At 72.3% G+C, this 17,815-nt stretch carries 18 protein-coding genes and 1 pseudogene; 12 read left to right on the forward strand and 7 right to left on the reverse strand.

The window, feature by feature from the left end; translation table 11 throughout:
* Positions 1–86: 86 nt before the first annotated feature.
* Together ACH4ZX_RS31160 and ACH4ZX_RS31165 are read right to left on the reverse strand one after the other, a co-directional pair.
* The gene (locus tag ACH4ZX_RS31160; protein WP_351891719.1) at positions 87–299 is read right to left on the reverse strand and encodes an MbtH family protein; all 213 of its coding nucleotides are present in this window, start codon (positions 297–299) and stop codon (positions 87–89) included.
* Positions 300–394: 95 nt separating this feature from the next.
* Complete coding sequence (locus ACH4ZX_RS31165) at positions 395–1,438, reverse strand: ParB/RepB/Spo0J family partition protein (RefSeq protein ID WP_398280041.1); 1,044 nt, start codon at positions 1,436–1,438, stop codon at positions 395–397.
* A 937-nt stretch (positions 1,439–2,375) separates the two neighbouring features.
* On the opposite strand from ACH4ZX_RS31165, the gene ACH4ZX_RS31170 reads away from it, so the two are divergent.
* Complete coding sequence (locus ACH4ZX_RS31170; protein WP_398280044.1) at positions 2,376–2,588, forward strand: ferredoxin; 213 nt, start codon at positions 2,376–2,378, stop codon at positions 2,586–2,588.
* A 38-nt stretch (positions 2,589–2,626) separates the two neighbouring features.
* The gene (locus ACH4ZX_RS31175; RefSeq protein ID WP_398280047.1) at positions 2,627–3,409 is read left to right on the forward strand and encodes a thioesterase II family protein; all 783 of its coding nucleotides are present in this window, start codon (positions 2,627–2,629) and stop codon (positions 3,407–3,409) included.
* A 176-nt stretch (positions 3,410–3,585) separates the two neighbouring features.
* Here ACH4ZX_RS31175 and ACH4ZX_RS31180 read toward each other — a convergent pair whose 3' ends face one another.
* Positions 3,586–6,456, reverse strand: a complete 2,871-nt coding sequence (locus ACH4ZX_RS31180; RefSeq protein WP_398280050.1) for an ABC transporter substrate-binding protein — start codon at positions 6,454–6,456, stop codon at positions 3,586–3,588.
* 286 nt (positions 6,457–6,742) lie between these two features.
* Here ACH4ZX_RS31180 and ACH4ZX_RS31185 point away from each other — a divergent pair, with 286 nt between their 5' ends.
* The 4 genes from ACH4ZX_RS31185 to ACH4ZX_RS31200 all read left to right on the forward strand — a co-directional run bounded on the left by ACH4ZX_RS31185 (position 6,743) and on the right by ACH4ZX_RS31200 (position 8,516).
* The gene (locus ACH4ZX_RS31185; protein WP_398280053.1) at positions 6,743–7,291 is read left to right on the forward strand and encodes a hypothetical protein; all 549 of its coding nucleotides are present in this window, start codon (positions 6,743–6,745) and stop codon (positions 7,289–7,291) included.
* A gap of 191 nt (positions 7,292–7,482) precedes the next feature.
* On the forward strand, positions 7,483–8,085 hold the full coding sequence (locus ACH4ZX_RS31190) for a hypothetical protein (protein WP_398280056.1): 603 nt from the start codon (positions 7,483–7,485) through the stop codon (positions 8,083–8,085).
* A 6-nt stretch (positions 8,086–8,091) separates the two neighbouring features.
* A complete protein-coding gene (locus ACH4ZX_RS31195; RefSeq protein WP_398280059.1) occupies positions 8,092–8,331 on the forward strand; it encodes a hypothetical protein in 240 nt (79 codons plus the stop codon).
* Complete coding sequence (locus ACH4ZX_RS31200; protein ID WP_398280062.1) at positions 8,328–8,516, forward strand: DUF397 domain-containing protein; 189 nt, start codon at positions 8,328–8,330, stop codon at positions 8,514–8,516. Before ACH4ZX_RS31195 ends, ACH4ZX_RS31200 begins: the two co-directional genes overlap by 4 nt.
* Positions 8,517–8,586: 70 nt before the next feature.
* On the opposite strand, the gene ACH4ZX_RS31205 is transcribed toward ACH4ZX_RS31200, so the two are convergent.
* Together ACH4ZX_RS31205 and ACH4ZX_RS31210 are read right to left on the reverse strand one after the other, a co-directional pair.
* The gene (locus ACH4ZX_RS31205; protein ID WP_398280065.1) at positions 8,587–8,979 is read right to left on the reverse strand and encodes an SCO5389 family protein; all 393 of its coding nucleotides are present in this window, start codon (positions 8,977–8,979) and stop codon (positions 8,587–8,589) included.
* A 53-nt stretch (positions 8,980–9,032) separates the two neighbouring features.
* Entirely contained in the window at positions 9,033–10,004 is a 972-nt protein-coding gene (locus tag ACH4ZX_RS31210) for an ATP-binding protein (protein WP_398280068.1), read from the reverse strand.
* Between the two features lie 166 nt (positions 10,005–10,170).
* Here ACH4ZX_RS31210 and ACH4ZX_RS31215 point away from each other — a divergent pair, with 166 nt between their 5' ends.
* Positions 10,171–10,788, forward strand: coding sequence for a TOPRIM nucleotidyl transferase/hydrolase domain-containing protein (locus tag ACH4ZX_RS31215; protein WP_398280070.1), 618 nt, complete (start codon positions 10,171–10,173; stop codon positions 10,786–10,788).
* A gap of 13 nt (positions 10,789–10,801) precedes the next feature.
* Here ACH4ZX_RS31215 and ACH4ZX_RS31220 read toward each other — a convergent pair whose 3' ends face one another.
* The gene (locus tag ACH4ZX_RS31220; protein WP_398280118.1) at positions 10,802–11,572 is read right to left on the reverse strand and encodes a CDP-alcohol phosphatidyltransferase family protein; all 771 of its coding nucleotides are present in this window, start codon (positions 11,570–11,572) and stop codon (positions 10,802–10,804) included.
* Between the two features lie 108 nt (positions 11,573–11,680).
* Between ACH4ZX_RS31220 and ACH4ZX_RS31225 the strand changes: the two genes are divergently transcribed.
* The 5 genes and pseudogenes from ACH4ZX_RS31225 to ACH4ZX_RS31245 all read left to right on the forward strand — a co-directional run.
* On the forward strand, positions 11,681–12,664 hold the full coding sequence (locus tag ACH4ZX_RS31225) for a dehydrogenase (RefSeq protein WP_398280073.1): 984 nt from the start codon (positions 11,681–11,683) through the stop codon (positions 12,662–12,664).
* A gap of 165 nt (positions 12,665–12,829) precedes the next feature.
* On the forward strand, positions 12,830–13,228 hold the full coding sequence (locus ACH4ZX_RS31230) for a 6-pyruvoyl trahydropterin synthase family protein (RefSeq protein ID WP_398280076.1): 399 nt from the start codon (positions 12,830–12,832) through the stop codon (positions 13,226–13,228).
* Between the two features lie 11 nt (positions 13,229–13,239).
* On the forward strand, positions 13,240–14,436 hold the full coding sequence (locus tag ACH4ZX_RS31235; RefSeq protein WP_398280121.1) for a glycosyltransferase family 4 protein: 1,197 nt from the start codon (positions 13,240–13,242) through the stop codon (positions 14,434–14,436).
* Positions 14,433–15,587 carry a class I SAM-dependent methyltransferase gene (locus tag ACH4ZX_RS31240; RefSeq protein WP_398280079.1) on the forward strand — a complete coding sequence of 385 codons (1,155 nt, stop codon included), beginning with the start codon at positions 14,433–14,435 and terminating at the stop codon, positions 15,585–15,587. The genes ACH4ZX_RS31235 and ACH4ZX_RS31240 overlap by 4 nt, the downstream gene beginning before the upstream one ends.
* Positions 15,588–16,129: 542 nt before the next feature.
* Positions 16,130–16,891, forward strand: a pseudogene (locus ACH4ZX_RS31245) (lysylphosphatidylglycerol synthase domain-containing protein); the annotation flags it as partial.
* A gap of 137 nt (positions 16,892–17,028) precedes the next feature.
* Here ACH4ZX_RS31245 and ACH4ZX_RS31250 read toward each other — a convergent pair.
* Complete coding sequence (locus ACH4ZX_RS31250) at positions 17,029–17,793, reverse strand: creatininase family protein (protein WP_398280082.1); 765 nt, start codon at positions 17,791–17,793, stop codon at positions 17,029–17,031.
* Positions 17,794–17,815: the final 22 nt, after the last annotated feature.

The following is a 17,815-nucleotide window of genomic DNA, read 5'->3' on the forward strand; positions in this document are numbered from 1 at the left end:
AACCGGTTCCGTACGGCAGCCGCGCCCGCGCCCGCGGCCGGGCAGCGGGCGCGCGGGTACCGCCGCGCACCCGGCCGGGTTCGGCGTCAGTCCTGGCCGAGCGCGGTGACCAGGGATCTGGGCCGCAGATCGGTCCAGGTTCTCCGGATGTGCTCCAGGCACTCCTGACGCTCCGCCGCCGGGTGCGCCACGCTCCACCCGGCGGGCACGGCGGCGTCGGCGGGCCAGAGCGAGTGCCGGCCCTCCGCGTCGACGAGCACGAGACAACGAGCCTGCTGATCATCGAACGGATTGGTCATCCGGGTTCCCTTGTCGTGTGTGGTGCACGGGGGTGTTCCAGGTGCGCTGCCGCGGCCGGCGGACCGGGGCAGGGCCGCAGGCCGGTGCCGACCGCTCAGGCATTGGAGGAGAGCGGCCGCACATGCTGCTCGCCGGCTCCGCCCCGGGCGGCCGGGGCACTACCCTCGACGTCCTCGGCGAACTGCAGCCACCGGGCGGCGCAGAACCGGGCCATCTGCGCCACGTCGGCGGCGCGGTGCGCCGGGATGGCACCGATGAGGTCCTGCCGCTGCTCCGCGGTGAGCAGGTGGGCGCCCAGCAGTTGCAGCAGGGTGCGGCCGATCTGCGACATCCGCAGCGAGGGATCCCGGCGCATGCTGGACAGCATGCTCTTCCAGCCGAACGGCGACGGCGTCGGCGCGGAGGCTTCGGACCGCTCGGAGACCGTCTCGGTGGTGTCAAGGCCGTTCGGCCGCAGCTTCGGCGTCACCGGGTCCTGTCCCAGGCGCATCCGTCTGCGCACATCCCGTGCGGTGGCCACGGCGATGCCCGCCCTGCTCGCGATCTCCCGCAGCGAGGCGTCCGGGGTCTCGGCGATGACCCGGCTGGCGGCCAGCCGTCCGGCCGCTCCGTCGACCGGCCGTTTGCGGCCGTCCCGGCCGATACGGAGGGTGAGTTGAGAGGTGCCTCCGGCTCGGGCCCGTAGCGACCCCACCGCGCCGGGGGACAGGCCGGTGACGGCGGCTATCCGCCGGTCGGACCAGACCGGATGGCTCCCCATGATGCGCAGGGCCGCGGCCACCCGGTCCTGCCGGGACAGCGGCATCCCGTGTTCGGCGTTGAGTTTGACGGCGAGGACAAAGGCGTCCTCCGCGGTGCCCTCGACGAACCGGACCTCTATCGACTCGTCGCCGCGCAGCACGGCCGCCCGCAGCCGGTGCATGCCGTCGACGACCCGCATGGTGGGGCGGTGCACGACGATGGGCGGCAGAACGGCCTGCGACTCGGCCAGCGTCCTCGCGTGCTCCTCGATCTCTCCGGCCAGCCGTGGAGAGTCGGCCGCCGCCAAGGACCTGACGGGGATCAGCTGCGGCTGCTGGGAAATGACCTGTTCGTCGACGGGCGCCTGGGATTTCTCGTCGGGCTGTGATGGGGACACGCGGCACTCCCTCCATAGCTCTGCACTGGACGAACGTTGAGCTTCTCGCCGTGAGCCGGCGAGTTCCTTTGGCGCTGGTTCAGTCCGGGCCGGTGGGCACGGCGGCAACCCGGTTCGGTGTTGTCCGGGGGCCACCGGAAACGGCGTCGGCACTCGTGACGCGCCGCGTCGAGAGGGAACGGTGGCGAACGCGCGGAATACCGGCCGGCCCCGGCCTGCGTGGCCGGGTACGGCAGTGAGGTGCTGATGCGGTGACGGCCTCGGCCGTGGCGGTGCGGGCACCGCTGCCGATCAGCTCACCGGCGGGTGAGGTGTGCCGCCTACCAGGTGCGACGGGCGGCGGAGGCGCCGGTGGCGGACACCGGCATCAGGGTCGTCCGGCTGTCCCGGCACTTGGTGTATCGTGCGGATCGTCCGCTCTTTCGCATGAAGTCCTCCCCGAGTCACCGTCATCCACAGAAGAATTGACGGCTCAATATCGGGGGCTCCCGATGCGGGTGTCAACAGTGCGGATTCCCTCTCAGCGCCGTCGCTCTACGCGCGTTCCACTCGTGCGGTGCCCACGTCCGTACCGTCGCCTGCACAGGTTGTCGGCCGGCCACCCGCAAATGGCTTGTCGGCCGGCCACCCGCAAATGGCCGGATCGTGCCGTCCGGCCCGCCGGCGCACCGTCCGTCCCACCACGCTTCGGCCCGCGGAGCCCTGCGCGGACGCGGCAGAGCAGTTCTTGACCGAGTCGGCCTGATTCTTGGAAGGTTGGGTCGATGCGCAGGAAACGAATCCAGTCATAATCGAGGAAATTGAGTGTGAAAGGATTCTGTGCATTCCTCCGGATCCGCACCCCCCCACGTATTTTCCCCACGCCAACGGCCGGAACCGCCGTCTTGACCGCGGTCGCCCGGTCACCACCTCTTGACGAACGGGAACGAGGACGAGCATGCGCATCGAGGCCGACCCCGAGGTGTGCGTCGGTTCGGGCATGTGTGCCCTGACGGCACCCGACCTGTTCGACCAGTCCGACCGGGACGGCACGGTGGTCGTGCTGCGGTCCGACCCGCCGGCCGAGCAGGCCGAGGCCGTCCGGGGTGCCGTAGGGCGTTGTCCCTCCCGTGCCCTGAAGCTGCTGGACGCCCCTGCCGGGGCCGACTGACCGCACCGTCCGTGCGACCGCCGTGAAGGAGAACCGACGTGAACAACCCGTGGTTCGGCCGCTGGGTGCCTCAAGAGCATGCCGCCTACCGCCTGTTCTGCCTCCCGTATGCCGGCGGTGGTGCCGCGGCGTACCGTGAGTGGCACGCGATCGCGCCCGAGCACATCCAGGTCTGCCCGCTGGAGCTGCCCGGCCGGGGCAGCCGCCTCGGCGAGCCCCCGATCAGCAGACTCCGGCCGCTGGTGGACGGGTTGGCGGGCGCGGTCGGACCGTTCCTCGACCGGCCGTTCGCGATCTTCGGGCACAGTATGGGCGCCCTGCTCGCCTTCGAACTGACCCGGACCCTGCTGCGGCGGGGCCTGCCGCTGCCCGCCCACCTCTTCGTGTCCGGCCGCTCCGCGCCCGACGCGCCCCCCGAGCGGCCGCGCATTCACGACGCGCCGGAAGCACAGGTGCTGGAGCGGTTACGGAACCTCGGCGGCACCCCTCAGGAGGTGCTGGACGACCCCGAGTTGATGGAGCTCGTGCTGCCCGTCCTGCGCGCCGACTTCTCCGTGCTGGAGAGCTACGAGTACCTGGACGGACCTCCGCTGCCGGTGCCCCTGACGGTGTTCGGCGGGACCGACGACGCCCTGGTCGCCCCGGCCCGGCTGCATGACTGGCGCCGCCAGTCGTCCAGTGGGTCCCGGCTGCGGATGCTGCCCGGCGGACACTTCTTCCTCCACCCCTCGGCGCGCACGATCATGGCGGAGATCAACCGCTCCCTGCCGGCGACGAGCCCCGCGGCCGTCGGCGGGAGCCCCACGCCGACGTTCGGGTGAGCCACGCTGCCGGTGGCGGCACGGCTCAGTAGGCAGACCGGACGGTCCGGCGGCCGACCGACTCGGAACCGTCGGACGGCGGCCGCACGGCGGCCGGCAGCGGGGCGTCCGTGGGCGGGCCCGCGTGCGGGCCGACCAGTCGCGCAGGGAACCCTTGTCGATGAGGTCGCGTCTCGTCAATGACGACCGCGTCCCGGGTCTATCGAGCATTCCTGCGCGCTGAGCGGCTCGGTGCTGCCGGCCGTTCTGCTGCACAGGACCTCGGCCTCCGAGAGGCCCTGCGGGGTTCTGGTGACCCGCTTGAGCACGATGCTGTGGCCGTGCCGTTCGCCGTACAGCGGCGCGTGGGTGAAGTCGATCGTCCCGGTCGCCATCCCGTCGAGCTTCACGCCTCTGAGGTTGACCCAGGTCGCCGCGCGGCTCTGGGGCACGTCGTCGAGGCTGGCCGCCCAGTACAGCGCGCGCGTGGCGTCGTGGGCGAGGGCCGTCTGGCCGCTGGCGAAGTCGGGGCTGTCGTACGTGGCCTGCTTGCCTTTCAGCCACGGCAGGTACTGGACGGCCTCCTCGTAGAACGCGGTCGTGGACGAGGCCTCCTTCAGCTCGGCGAGGGCCGCGTGGTACAGGGTGATCCGCGGGGCCACACCGTCACGGCCGCCCGTGCCGGAGAACCTGGCCTTGCTCAGGTCGTCGCCGGTGAGGATGGAGATCTCCCGGCTCGCACAGCCCGGTACGGTGCTGAGCTGGGTCATCAGCGGTCCGATGTCCTCGACCCGGCCGGCGAAGTAGATCACCGACGGGACGTTCCGGCCCCGGCAGATGCTCTCCGCGTGCAGCCGCAGCTCGGGGTTGCCGTTGGCCACGTCGTACCGCTGCCCGCCCAGCAGCCGGAAACCCTCCCGGTGCAGCATCTGCCTGCCGTAGTGGGCCTGTTCGCTGGTGTAGCGGTCCTGCGACTGCTGGGTGTTGCGGGCCAGGACCAGCGCGTACGGGTTCTTGGTCCGGGCGCGCAGCTGCCGGACGATGAGACCGAGCGCCTTCGCCTGGTCCTCGTCGGGCGCCGCGAGGCTGAACCAGTTGGAGAACTGCTTCGGCAGGTAGGTCGCCGAGTTGGTGCCGGAGACGATCGGCAGCCCCACCGCGTGCAGGCGGCGTGTGACATAGGGGCTGCTCTGCAGGTCACGCCCGAAGCCCACGACACCCACGACGGTCGGGTCGTGTTCGGCGTACTCGGCGATCTCGTCCGCCGTCACGCGCTGCTGATCCATGTCCACGCCCCCGTTGGCGAGCAGCACCCGGAGCTTGACCGTGTAGTTCTCGTTGACCACGCGCTGGGCGAGGTACACGCCGGTCAGTTCCTCGGCGCCCTTGACCAGCGAGGAGTCCGCGGCCGAGGAACTCAGGGGTCCCGCGTACACCACGGTGACGTACTTGCCGGGATGACGGCGCAGCACGTCCGCGTTCTCGGCGCGCACCAGGTCCTCCAGCTCGCGCAGCCGCTTGCCCTGCCCGCCGGATCCGCCCTGGAGGTACGTGCCGAACCGGACGTCTCCGGTGGCTATGCCGACGCACTCCGTGCCGCCGCCGGACGCGGGCCGCCGTACGGTGTCGCGGTTGGCGCTCAGCATCCCCGCCGAGCAGTACGTGTGGTGCAGGTCGCGGGCGTGCACCACACCCGCGCCGACGGCGAGGACGAGGACGAGGAGCAGGCTGTACGTCGACCACACCACGCGGACGAGCGGTGGCCGGTGCCTGGCCCGGACGCATGCCCAGTCCGACTGCCGCAGCTCCACCAACTCCGCACGGGGCAGCGGCACTCTGAGCACCCAGGGCAGGGCGTTGGTCCGGCTCGGCGACTGGTCGGCCCGGAGGTTCCCGGCCCATTCGTCGTACCAGTGCCGCAGCCGCTGCTGCAGACGCCCGGGCCGGGACGGCGGCTCCGGCCGGTTGGCCTGCGGTTCGCCGTCCGTGCCGCGGTCCAGCAGCGCCGCGTCGTCCGCCGCCACGCCCGCCACGATCAGCAGCGGGTCCAGCTCACTGCGCCGGCTGCGGACGTCGCTGACCGCCTTGATCAGTTCGACGCCGCCGTTCTCCTGGCTTATGCGGCGCAGGAACAGCACCGGCGGACGCGTCCGCTTGAATCCCCGCAGATCCCAGCTGCGGCGCCGGTGACTGTCCCGCAAGTCCTCGAACAGTGCCAGCACATAGAGCTGGAGCGGGAACGGGCCGCCCTCCCGCATCGCCTCGGACACGTCGTACGCGCGGGCCGCTATCGCCCGCCAGGAGCTGACGGGCCGCAGCAGCCGCACGCTGGTCGACTGACGGCGGGCGGCGGACTGGAGGAACGTCGTGGTCAGGAACCACCGGCTCTCCCTGCGCAGCCACAGGAAGAGCGGAGCGCGCCCCGGGACGTGGTTCAGGACGGCGAGCAGGATCATCAGGCCGATGCCGGCCAGGGCGGCGACGTACCACTCGGGGCGGGTGAGCAGCGCGGTGAAGGCGCCCAGGATGCCCATGGGGAGGAACTGCTGCACGTCGGTGATCAGCATCTGCCGGTTCCGGCGCGCGGGTCTGCGGGGCCGCCAGCGCTGCCGGGCCAGGATGCGCAGCAGCTGGGTCTGGGCCAGCTCCCGCTGCGCGCTGCCGTCCGGTGTGCCGTCGGATGCGGTCGGCCAGTGCTCGCGCATCTCCGGATCGTCGGTGGCCTCCTGGAGGGCGCGGACGAGGTTGAGGCGGGGGAAGTTGTAGGGCCGGTAGGTGGCGGACCGATCGCCCCACTTCTTGGAGTCCCCGAGGTCCCACAGGAGCCGCGTGGCTCTCGCCGTGGGGCCGGCGTCCCCCGACTGCGGCTCGGTCGGCGCGACGGCCAGGCGTGTCCCGTGGCGCTGCTGCCCTTCGCGCAGCTCCTCGAGCAGTGCGGTGACGCGGTTGTCGTCGGCGGGGTCCTCGGCGTGCAGCACGATGACCGGCATCGGGGAGTCGCTGGTCCGGAAGTCCTGGATCAGCGACTCCAGCTGCCGCTGCACATCGATACCGGCCTCGGTCGACATGCCCGGGTGACCACCCGGACAGTCCTGGAGTAAATCGCGATCACCGCCGTGCATGGACACCCCCCGTGGTCTGAAGACACATGTGTCACAAGCGCTTTGCGAGGATAGCCCCTGCCGCCGACAACCGCTTCTGGTTGAACGCCGGTCCATCGAGCCCGGTCCACCGAGCCCGTGCCGTCACGCGATCGGGTGATGCTTCGAGGACCGGGCACGGGCCGGTGCCGCCGTCCGTTTGATCCGACGACGGGGCCTCTCGCCCCTACCCACCACGACCGAGGGAGTACACATGGGCCTGCATTTCCACCGCAACCCCGACGGCACGACGACCGGGCGGAACGACGCCAATGGCTTCACGGTGACACACGCCGAAGAAGAGGAGGTGAAGCGACAGTTGTACGAGGACGCCGGGTGGGAGTACACACCTCCACCGCCCCCGGTTCCGCCCGGCTTCCATCGGTTCACGCTGGTGCACGACGAGTTGCTGTCGGGAGGCGGCGGGGACGAGCGGTACGCAGACCTGCGGGCGCGTCCACCGGAGGGCTGCGTACCGGACGGCGGGGACGGCTACGGCTTCACCCTGCGGTGCGAGCGGCCGGGGAAGACGCTGCTCGACGCGATCGCCGGCACGGTGGCGGAGGTCCGCCGCGAGCACGGGCTGGTGATGAACAGCCTGGGAGTCGAGAAACCCGAGGAGTGGTACGACGCAGGCACGAAGAACGGCTGCGCGGCGGAGACCGTAGCCCATCTGATGCTGATGTGCGCCCACCGGGCCCGCCTGCTCGGGTACGGGCGCAAGGACCTGGTCCGCCTGCTCGACGCGACGGGCATCGAGTAGCCGACGCGCGGGATGCACGGGATGCACGGGATGCACGGGATGCACGGGGTGCGCGGGGTGCACGCGGTGAGGGCGAGCGACGAATCCTCCGTCTCCCATGCCGGGAAGAATGCTGCAGGCGGCCGGACTGCCGGGCGTCGCCCGTCACGGCCCGTCGACATGATTCACAACCTCTCCCCGAGGAGCTCACCGTGCCACCCCGCTTCGACACTGCCCGCTTTCACGTCGAGTCAGGTCCCGACTCTCTCTTCACCCGGATCCGGCACATCCTGAGCGAACCACTGCAACTGAAGGCCCACGGAGTGCACGTCACCGAACGGCTGTCGCAACGGGGCGCACCGCTGGACGCCTTGACCCGCTTCGATCCGGAGAGCTGGGAGCTGATATCGGCGGAGGTCCGCACGGACACCGGTAAGTGGGTGAAGGCGACCTGGCGGGTGCGGGCCGACGAGCGGTACTGGTGGGTGGTGATCGGCCTGGGCAACGTGCTCGTCACCGTGATCGACGTAGACCCGCGGCGCCGGGGCATGGGAGAGGACATCGTGACGGGGGGGAAGCCTGTACGAGCAGGTCGATGCCGTCAACGCGGAGTTGATGCTCAGGGCGTAAGAGCCACCCGGAGGCGCCGCCGGTGCCCCTCGACGACTGGCGTCGCGGTAAGGGGCGACGCCCCGGGACCTGTTTGGCGTCGCGATTACTCATGTTCCCGGGAGAGGTGGCTCGTCATGATGGTCGATACTGGAGGGTCATTCCAGGATTCTTCGCTTCACGGCGCTCGTCAGCTCGAAGGTTGATCGATCATGGGCAATCTGAAAACGGTCGAGAGGGCGATGCCCCCGGACGCTTTTCTCGACTTTCGGAACGTTGTCCACAAGGCGACCGTGCCGATGGACGTGGGCAAGCTGTATCACTTCGCCTTCTGGCGCGATCTCGACGCGAATCCCACCAATTACGTCGAGCAGGTGGCCGTGGATCTCTTCGACCACCTGCCGACCGAAGCGAAGAAGGACGTGGTGCAGCGGATGCGAGGAGCGCTATGAACACCGACAGCGAGCTGGATTGGTTCAAGAGCAGCTACAGCGGGTCTCAGGGTGACGACTGCGTAGAGGTTGCGCACGCCCCGGGAGCCGTGCACGTGCGTGACTCCAAGGAGAAGGCGGCGGGGCCGCGCTTCGCGGTCGCCTCCTCCACGTGGGTCGACTTTCTCCGGTATGTGACGGGCTGATCGTCCCGTAAGCCCGTCGGCCACGGGGGCCGCGAACCGGATTCGCTCGCGGCCCCCGCGGCTCCGGGGCTCAGCAGTCCCTGAACTCCGGCGACTGGTTAAGGACCTGGGACCGTACCGAGGTGAAGCGGGTGTACGTCTCTCCGTCCCGCGCCTCCGGGCGGAACGCCGCCACGCGGTGGCAGTTCTGGAAGGCGAGGGTCACGCCGAAGTGGCGTTCCAGGGCGCCCCGGATCGCGTCGCTGGCGAGGGCGCGCAGGAGCTGGCCGCGCTCCCGTTCGGCCGGGGGCGGGGTCTGGTTGTCGGTGAACTCGGCCGCGCCGTCCTTGAGTTCGGTGGCGAGGGAGGCGATGAGGTCGTAGGCGTACGGGAGGGACGTGCGGACGGTGTCCACGAAGTCCTCCTCGCGGATGTCGCCCTGCTCGGCTTCGGCGAGGAGCTTCGGGGAGACGTCGAGAGACATGGGAAGGGTGTCCTGTCTGGTCGTCGGTGCGGTGGTGTCCTGCGGTGGTGCGGTCAGGCGAGTGCTGCGGGGCCCGGGACGAAGTCCGGGTCCACCTGGCGTGCCAGGTCCAGGCCGGTCGCCTTGTCCGCCCATGCGCGGGCGTTGCGCAGGTGGAAGTCGACGGCGTGGCGGTGGAGGGCCGGCCAGTCCCGGACGTGGGAGTCGACGGTCTCCCGCAGGACGTCCAGGGCGTGGCGGTTGTGCGGTTCCAGGGCGTCCAGGGCCTTCAGCGGGTCCGGGCCGCTCTCACCGCGGCCCTGTTCGGCCGCGCGTACCCAGGGGGAATGGACCAGGTACGTCAGCAGGTCGTCGCCGACCCGCTCCTTGAGGAAGAGGAGGTCGTCCTCGCCGGTCACCTTGTTGCCGACGACGGCGATCCGGATCCCGAACTCCCGTGCGTGGTCCCGGTACTGGCGGTAGACCGAGACGCCCTTGCGGGTCGGTTCGGCCACCAGGAACGTGAGGTCGAAGCGGGTGAACAGGCCCGACGCGAAGGCGTCCGCGCCGGCCGTCATGTCGACGACGACGTACTCGCCGGGGCCGTCGGCCAGGTGGCCGAGGTAGAGCTCCACCGCGCCGAGCTTGGAGTGGTAGCAGGCCACTCCCAGGTCGCTCTCGTCGAACTCGCCCGTCACCATCAGCGGTACGCCGCCCGCGCGCCGCACGTGCCGCGCGTGCAACTCGTCGTCGCCGAGCGGGCGCAGGAGACGGGAGCCGCGTCCGGGCGGGGTGGTCTTGATCATCGACTCGGCGGACGGGACGCGGGGGTTCGTGCCGCGTAACAGGTCCTTGATCTCGGTCAGATGGGCGCCCAGGGGCGGCGCGTCCAGTGGTCCGTCGTGGCCCAGCGCCTCGGCGAGGTGCTGGTTGATGTCGCCGTCGACGGCGAGCACGGGTGCGCCGGATCGGGCCAAGTGCCGTGTGAAGAGGGCCGACAGGGTGGTCTTGCCACTGCCGCCCTTGCCGACGAACGCGATCCGCACTACCGCTCCGTCTTTTTGAAAATGAATGTCATGTCGCTAGGTTGTAGGGGGTGTCGAGCAGCGCTGTCAAATCCCGATGCGCGAGGAGGCCGATCACGTGGAGTCGAGCCGTCGAGCCGTCGTAGGATTCCGTGCCCCGCCGTCGGCGGCAGGGCAGACTCCCGGCATGGCGGAGATGCGGGCGTTCCGGGACGCTGTCCACGGCTGGGCGGCCGGTGGTCCCGGCGGGCCGGCGCTTGATCTGGCCGTGCGGCTGGGGCTGCGGACGGCGGTGCTGCTGGAAGGGCTGAGCGACCTCGCGGCGGTCGAGGCGCTGGCCGCCCGCCGCGGCCGTGACCTGGCCGCCGAGGGAGTGGGCGTCGTGCCGATGGGCGGGGCGATGAACGTCGGCCGCTACGCCGGCCTTCTCGGGCCGCCCGGTCTCGGCCTGCGCCTCGCGGGACTGTGCGACGAGCGCGAGCAGCCCTGCTACGACCGCGGCCTGCGGCGCGCCGGGGCGCCGTGCCGGGGCTTCTTCGTGTGCGTGACGGATCTGGAGGACGAGCTCATCCGCGCGCTGGGCGCGGCCGGGGTCGAGGAGGTCGTCCGGGCCGATGGTGACCTCCGCGCCTGGCAGACCTTCCTGCACCAGCCCGCTCAGCAGGGACGGCCCCGGCAGCAGCAGTTGCGGCGCTTCCTCGGCACGAAGAAGGGGCGCAAGATCCGTTACGGCCGCCTGCTCGTGGAGGCAATCGACCCCGGACGGGTGCCGGCCCCGCTGGACGGGCTCCTCGCAAGTCTGTGACGAGCCCCGTGCCTCAGCGTGACGCCAGCTCGAGTTCCGCGCGGTGCACCGCGGGGCCCTCCGGGGACACCGTCCGCGACGTCCGCCACAGCCACGCCACGTCCCGGCCGAAGGACCACACCAGCAGGGCCAGCGCCGTCGCCACGACGCCGAAGGAGGCGAGGAACGGCAGCAGGCCCGACGCGGCGAGGAGGAGGAACACGCCCTGGACCGCGGCGACCGTCTTGCGGGCCGTGCTCGGGGGCAGCGGGGCGTTGAGCCACGGCCAGACGCGGGCCGCGGCGACGAAGACGTAGCGCATGGAGCCGATCAGCAGGACCCAGGGGCCCAGGGACATGGAGACGTACACGCTGAGCACCAGGATCAGGAACGCGTCGACCTCCATGTCGAAGCGGGCGCCGAGCGGGGTCGAGGTGCCGGTGGCGCGGGCGACCTTGCCGTCGACGCCGTCGAGGATCAGCGCGACGGCCGTCAGGCCGACGAAGACCGTCACCGGCGGGGAGCTCTCGAAGGAGTCCGCGACCAGCGCCGTCACACCGCCCACCAGGATGGAACGGCCGAGGGTGACCCGGTTGGCCGGGCCGAAGGAGGCCGGGCGGGTCCGGTGCAGCGCCCGGGAGAGCACCGCCCAGGTGGCGACGGCGAAGGCGAGGCCGGTCAGCCAGCCCGCCGGCCCCATGCCGATCGCCGTGCCGAGCAGGGCCAGCAACAGGATCTGCACGCCCGCTCCCACAGCGGTCTCCTGCTGGACCGGCCTCGCGTCGTAAGTGTTGTTCAGGGCCACCGCACGTCCTCCGGCCATATGACAGAGTCGATCAACGCCGCGTACTGTGCGCGGCCTGTGCACACCTCGGTACGTGAACAACTTGCCGATCGTTCAGGAGGACGCTCGATGGGACGCAGCGCACACGCCTTCTGGCTCAGCCGTCCGGGTGAAGGCGAGATCCGGGAGGTGGAGCTGCCGGAGCCCGGCGAGGGCGAGGTGCTGGTGCGCGCGCTCTACTCCGGGGTGAGCCGCGGCACGGAGACGCTCGTCTTCCGCGGCGGCGTCCCCGAGAGCCAGCACGCGGCCATGCGCGCGCCGTTCCAGGAGGGCGACTTCCCCGCCCCCGTGAAGTACGGCTACCTCAGCGTCGGCGTCGTGGAGCAGGGGCCCGCCGAGCTCACCGGCCGTACCGTCTTCTGCCTCTATCCGCACCAGACGCGGTACGTCGTCCCGGCCGGCGCCGTCACGGTCGTACCGGACACCGTGCCGGCCGGGCGGGCCGTGCTCGCCGGCACCGTCGAGACCGCCGTCAACGCGCTGTGGGACGCCGCGCCCCTGGTCGGCGACCGGATCGCCGTCGTGGGCGGCGGCATGGTCGGCTGCTCGGTCGCCGCCCTGCTCGCCCGCTTCCCGGGCGTCCGCGTTCAGCTGGTCGACGCCGACCCGGCCCGCGCCGAGACCGCCGACGCCCTCGGCGTCGGCTTCGCGCTGCCCGGGGACGCCCTCGGCGACTGCGACCTCGTCGTGCACGCCAGCGCCACCGAGCAGGGCCTCGCCCGCTGCCTGGAACTCCTCGCCGCCGAGGGCACCGTCGTCGAACTGAGCTGGTACGGCGACCGGCGGGTGAGCCTCCCGCTCGGCGAGGCCTTCCACTCCCGGCGCCTGACCATCCGCTCCAGCCAGGTCGGCACCGTCTCCCCGGCCCGCGCGAACCGTTCCTACGGCGACCGGCTCGCCCTCGCCCTCGACCTGCTCGCCGACCCGGCCCTGGACGCCCTCGTCACCGGGGAGAGCCACTTCGAGGAACTGCCCGACGTGATGCCGGGCCTGGCCTCCGGGCAGATCCCGGCGCTGTGCCACCGCGTGCGCTACGACGCTCACGTCGTCTGACCGTCCCGTTCGTTCGATCCGGTGGTTTCGGCGCGGCACGGGCGCCTGACCTGAGAAAAGGGTGAGAGGCGGCTGAACGCGGGGAAGTCGAGAGCCGTAGTACTCGGTACCCCCGGGCGGCAATCAGCCTGGGGACCCGACGCGCCGCACCTGGAGGGTCGTCCGTTGTTCAGTGTCACCGTCCGCGATCACATCATGATCGCCCACAGCTTCCGTGGCGAGGTCTTCGGACCGGCGCAGCGCCTGCACGGAGCGACGTTCCTCGTGGACGCCACCTTCCGGCGCGAGCAGCTGGACGACGACAACATCGTCGTCGACATCGGGCTGGCCACCCAGGAACTCGGTGCGGTCGTCAGCGAGCTGAACTACCGCAACCTCGACGACGAGCCCGACTTCGCCGGAGTCAACACCTCCACGGAGTTCCTGGCCAAGGTCATCGCCGACCGGCTCGCCGAGCGCATCCACAAGGGCGCCCTCGGGGAGGGCGCCAAGGGCATCGCGGAGATCGCCGTCACCCTGCACGAGTCGCACGTCGCCTGGGCGAGTTACGAGCGTGCGCTGTGACCGACACGACCATGCGCCACTCGGACAGGGCCGTTCACCACGTGGACCGGGCGCGGCTCGACTACGTCCCCGTGCAGCACTCCGCCGTCAAGAACGCCGAGATCATCCCCATGTCCCTGCGCTCCGTGCACTTCGTCATGCCGGGCGGCGTCGACGACCCGGCCGCGCCGAGCGGCGGCAACGCCTACGACCGGCGCGTCAGCCTGGACCTGCCCGGCTTCGGCTGGCAGGTGCACAAGCACGCCGTGAGCGGCGGCTGGCCCCGGCCGGACGCCGCCGCCCGCGCCGAACTCGCCCGCGTGCTGCGCGCGTTGCCGGACGGCACGGTCGTCCTGCTGGACGGCCTGGTCGCCTGCGGCGTCCCCGAGGTCGTCGTCCCCGAGACGGAACGGCTGCGGCTCGCCGTCCTGGTGCACCTTCCGCTCGGCGACGAGACGGGCCTGGAACCGGCGGCGGCCGCCGAACTGGACGCCCGGGAACGCGCGGTCCTGCGGGCGGTGCCCGCAGTCGTCGCCACCAGCGACTGGGCGGTCCGCCGCCTCGTCTCCCACCACGGCCTCGCCCCCGAGCGGGTGCACGTCGCCGCCCCCGGCGCCGACATCGCGCCGCTCGCCTCCGGCACCGACGGCGTCTCCCAGTTGCTGTGCGTCGCCGCGGTGACGCCCCGCAAGGGCCAGCACCGGCTGGTGGAGGCGCTGGCCGCGGCGGCCGACCTGCCGTGGAGCTGCGTGTGCGTCGGCGGACTCGGCCAGGACCCGGAGTACGTCGCCCGACTGCGGGCGCTGATCCGCAAGCACGGCCTCGAGGACCGCATCCACCTCGCGGGACCGCGGTCCGGCGCCGCACTCGACGCCAGCTACGCCGCCGCCGACCTGATGGTCCTCACCTCCTACGCGGAGACGTACGGCATGGCGGTGACCGAGGCCCTCGCCCGCGGCATCCCGGTGCTCGCGACCGACGTCGGCGGCCTGCCCGAGGCGGTCGGCCGCGCCCCCGACGGCGGGGTGCCCGGCATCCTCGTCCCGCCGGAGGACCCGGCCGCCCTCGCCGCCGAACTGCGCGGCTGGTTCGGCGAGGCCGACGTACGCCGCCGGCTGAAGGCCGCCGCCCGGAGCCGGCGGGCGGCGCTGGACGGCTGGGCGACCACGGCCCGCAGCCTCGCCGGAGTGCTGGGCAAGCTGCCGAACGAACCCAGGAGGGCGGCATGAACAGGACGGCGCGGGTGAGCGGGACGATCCCGGCCCAGCCGGGGCCGAGGGGCGCCGAGGGCGCGCGGGCGGCGGCCCGTTCCACGGACGCCGACGGGACGGAGGGTGCCGTGATCTCCGACGAGGGCGCCGTGATCCCGGGCGGGGATTCCGTCGTTCCGGGCGACGGCGCCGTGATCCACAACGGCGATTCCGTCGTCACCGGCGACGACGGCTCCGTGATCCCCGGCGCCGGGCCCACCGGACCCACCGGACCCATCCTCCGGCCCGGCGAACGGGCCACCGTACGCCTGCGGGAGGACGGGCCGCAGGACGAGCCGCCGCGCTACGCCCCCGAGTGGCTCCAGCTGCGCGAGCCCGTCGACGCGGCCGCCCGCGCCCACGACCTGCTCGATCCGCTGCGCATCCGGCTCGCCAACCTGCCGGGGCGGTCCGGGCTGATCGTCCACGACGTCGGGTGCGGCACCGGCTCGATGGGCCGCTGGCTCGCCCCCCACCTGGACGGCGCCCAGCACTGGATCCTGCACGACCGCGATCCCTACCTGCTGCACTTCGCGGCCGTCACCGGACCGCGCTCCGCGGCCGACGGCAGCCGCGTCACCGTCGAGGCGCGGCGCGGCGACGTCGCCCGGCTCACCCCGGACGCCCTCGCCGGCGCGTCGCTGGTGACGGCCTCCGCGCTGCTGGACGTGCTCAACCGCGAGGAGGTCGAGACGCTGGCCGCCGCCTGCACCGGGGCGGGCTGCACGGCGCTGCTCACCCTGTCCGTCGCCGGACGCGTCGAACTCACCCCGTCCGATCCGCTGGACCAGGAGATCACCGAGGCGTTCAACGCCCACCAGCGCCGGGGCGGGCTGCTGGGACCCGACGCGGTCACGGCGGCGGCCGAGGCGTTCTCCGAGCGCGGGGCGACGGTACGCATCCACCCGAGCCCGTGGCGGCTCGGCCCCGGCGAGGCCGCGCTGACGGTCCAGTGGCTGCGCGGCTGGGTCGGCGCGGCCGTCGAACAGCGTCCCGAGCTGAAGTCGCGTGCAGAACGGTATCTGCGCGAGCGGCTGGCCGCCTGCGAGGCCGGCGAACTGCACGTCGTCGTCCACCACAGCGACCTGCTGGCCCTGTCCCGGCCGACGGCGGGCGGTGCGCGGGCGTGAGCGTGAGCATGAGCATGGAGACGGTGACGGAGCGGGGGGCCGCACCCGGCGGGGCCGGGGCGGGCGAGGACCCGGCCGTCCAGCGGACCGCCGGGCCCTCGCCCGCTGAAGCCGCCCCGGGCCTCGCCGGATGCCAGGCCGAGGCCGCCACGGGCCTCGCCGAGTTCGGGGGCGGGGGCGGGGGCGGGGGCGGCCAGGGCCTCGCCGAGTTCCGGGCCGGGAGTGGCCAGGCCCTTGCCGAGTTCCGGGCCTGGAGTGGCCAGGCCCTTGCCGAGTTCCCGGCCGAAGGTGCCCCCGGCCTGGCCGGGTTCCGGGCCGAGGCTGCCCTCGGTCTCGCCGAGAACCCGGCCGAGAGTGCCCCCGGCCTCGCCGGGCTCCCGGCCGACGCTGCCCCCGCCCTCGCCGAGTCCGCGGGCCCCGCCGAGCCCCCCGCCGACGCGGTGGCCCGTCCCCGCGTGGCCCGGTGGCGGGCCGTGCTGGGGTCGCGGGCCGTGCGGACGCACTTCGGGACCGTCGCCGGGGTCGCCATCCTCGCCGCGCTCATGTGGCGGCTGGGCACCGGCGTGTTCCTGGACGGGCTGCGGCGGATCGACGCGACGACGCTGCTCGCGGCGCTCGGGATCGGCGTGGCCACCACCGTGCTGAGCGCCTGGCGCTGGGCGCTGGTGGCCCGGGGACTGCGGATCCGGCTGCCGTTCGGGGCAGCCGTCGCCGACTACTACCGCGCCCTGTTCCTGAACGCGGCCCTGCCCGGCGGCGTCCTCGGCGACGTGCACCGGGCCGTGCGGCACGGGCGGAGCGAGGGAGACCTCGGCCGCGGCGTGCGGACCGTCGTAATGGAACGTGCCGCCGGACAGGCGGCGCTGGCCGTCGCCGGCGCGGTCGTGCTGCTTACCATGCCGTCCCCGGTGCTGGGCGAGGCCCGCCACTTCGCGCCGCTCGCCGCGCTCGCCGCCGCGGGCGCGCTCGCCGTCGTCGTGGCACTGCGGATGAACGGGACGTCCTCCCGCCGGGGACGCGTCCTGCGCGCCACCCTCGCCGAGGCGCGGGAGGCGCGCGAGGCGCTGCTGTCACGCCGCAACGGGCCGGGCGTCGTCGTCTCGTCCGTCCTCGTCCTGGCCGGTCATGTCGCGATGTTCGTGCTGTCCGCGCGGGTCGCCGGGGCCGGGGCGTCCGTCGCGGTCCTGCTGCCGCTCGCGGTGCTCGCGCTGCTCGCCATGGGCCTGCCCCTGAACGTCGGCGGCTTCGGCCCCCGCGAGGGCGTCACCGCCTGGGCGTTCGGGGCCGCCGGCCTCAGCGCGAGCAGTGGCCTGGCGGTCGCCGTCGTCTACGGGGTGCTGAGCTTCGTCGCGAGCCTGCCGGGTGCCGTCGTCCTCGTCGTCCGCTGGTACGAGGGGCTGCGTCTGCGCGCGGCTTCCCCGGCGGCGGCCGACGGGGAAGACTATGCGGACCCGTCCCGCGAGGTGAGCAGTGAGAAATACGCGCCGAAGGAATCCACCAGGCTCGCCAGCAACTCCCTGCCCTTTTCCGCGGAACCCAGCGAAGGGCGTCCGATGACGCCCGAATCGGTATAGCCGGACATACCGAGGGTGAGCAGATGACGCCGGTCGTCCGCGACGAAGTCGGCACTCCCGTAACCGGGTCGGACCATTTCGGGGTGAGCGTGCAGAAGAATGGAGGTCTCGATTTCCCCCGCGTGCATGTCGGTGAGCGGCGAGGTGACCACCCCAGCGCGCAGCAGGGCCGTCTCCCAGTCCTCCACGGCAGGGAAGAGCGCCATCCGCTCGCCGCGGGCGGAGGACTCCTGGACGACGTTGCCCAGTACGTAGTTGCCGCCGTGCCCGTTGACCACCACCAGGGCGTCCACGCCGGAGCGGCGCAGCGAGTCGGCGATGTCCCGCACCACCGCGTGCAGGGTCACGGAGGAGATGCTGACGGTCCCCGGCCAGCCCGCGTGCTCGTGCGAGCAGGAGATCGTCACCGGAGGAAGGAGGTGCACCGGGTACGCCGCGGCGATCTCCCGGGCCACGGCACAGGCGACGAGCGTGTCCGTCGCCAGCGGAAGGAACGGACCGTGCTGTTCGAAGCTGCCGACCGGAAGGACGGCCACCTGCGTTGAGACGCCAGCGCCTCTGGTCCGTACCTCCTCCGTAGTGTCCGTCGGCACCAGACCGTACGCCGCCGTACGCGCGCCCGAACCATCCATTCCCTCACGGCCTTTCGTCTCT

The sequence above is a fragment of the Streptomyces sp. NPDC020490 genome (assembly GCF_044335305.1).
GTDB lineage: Bacteria > Actinomycetota > Actinomycetes > Streptomycetales > Streptomycetaceae > Streptomyces.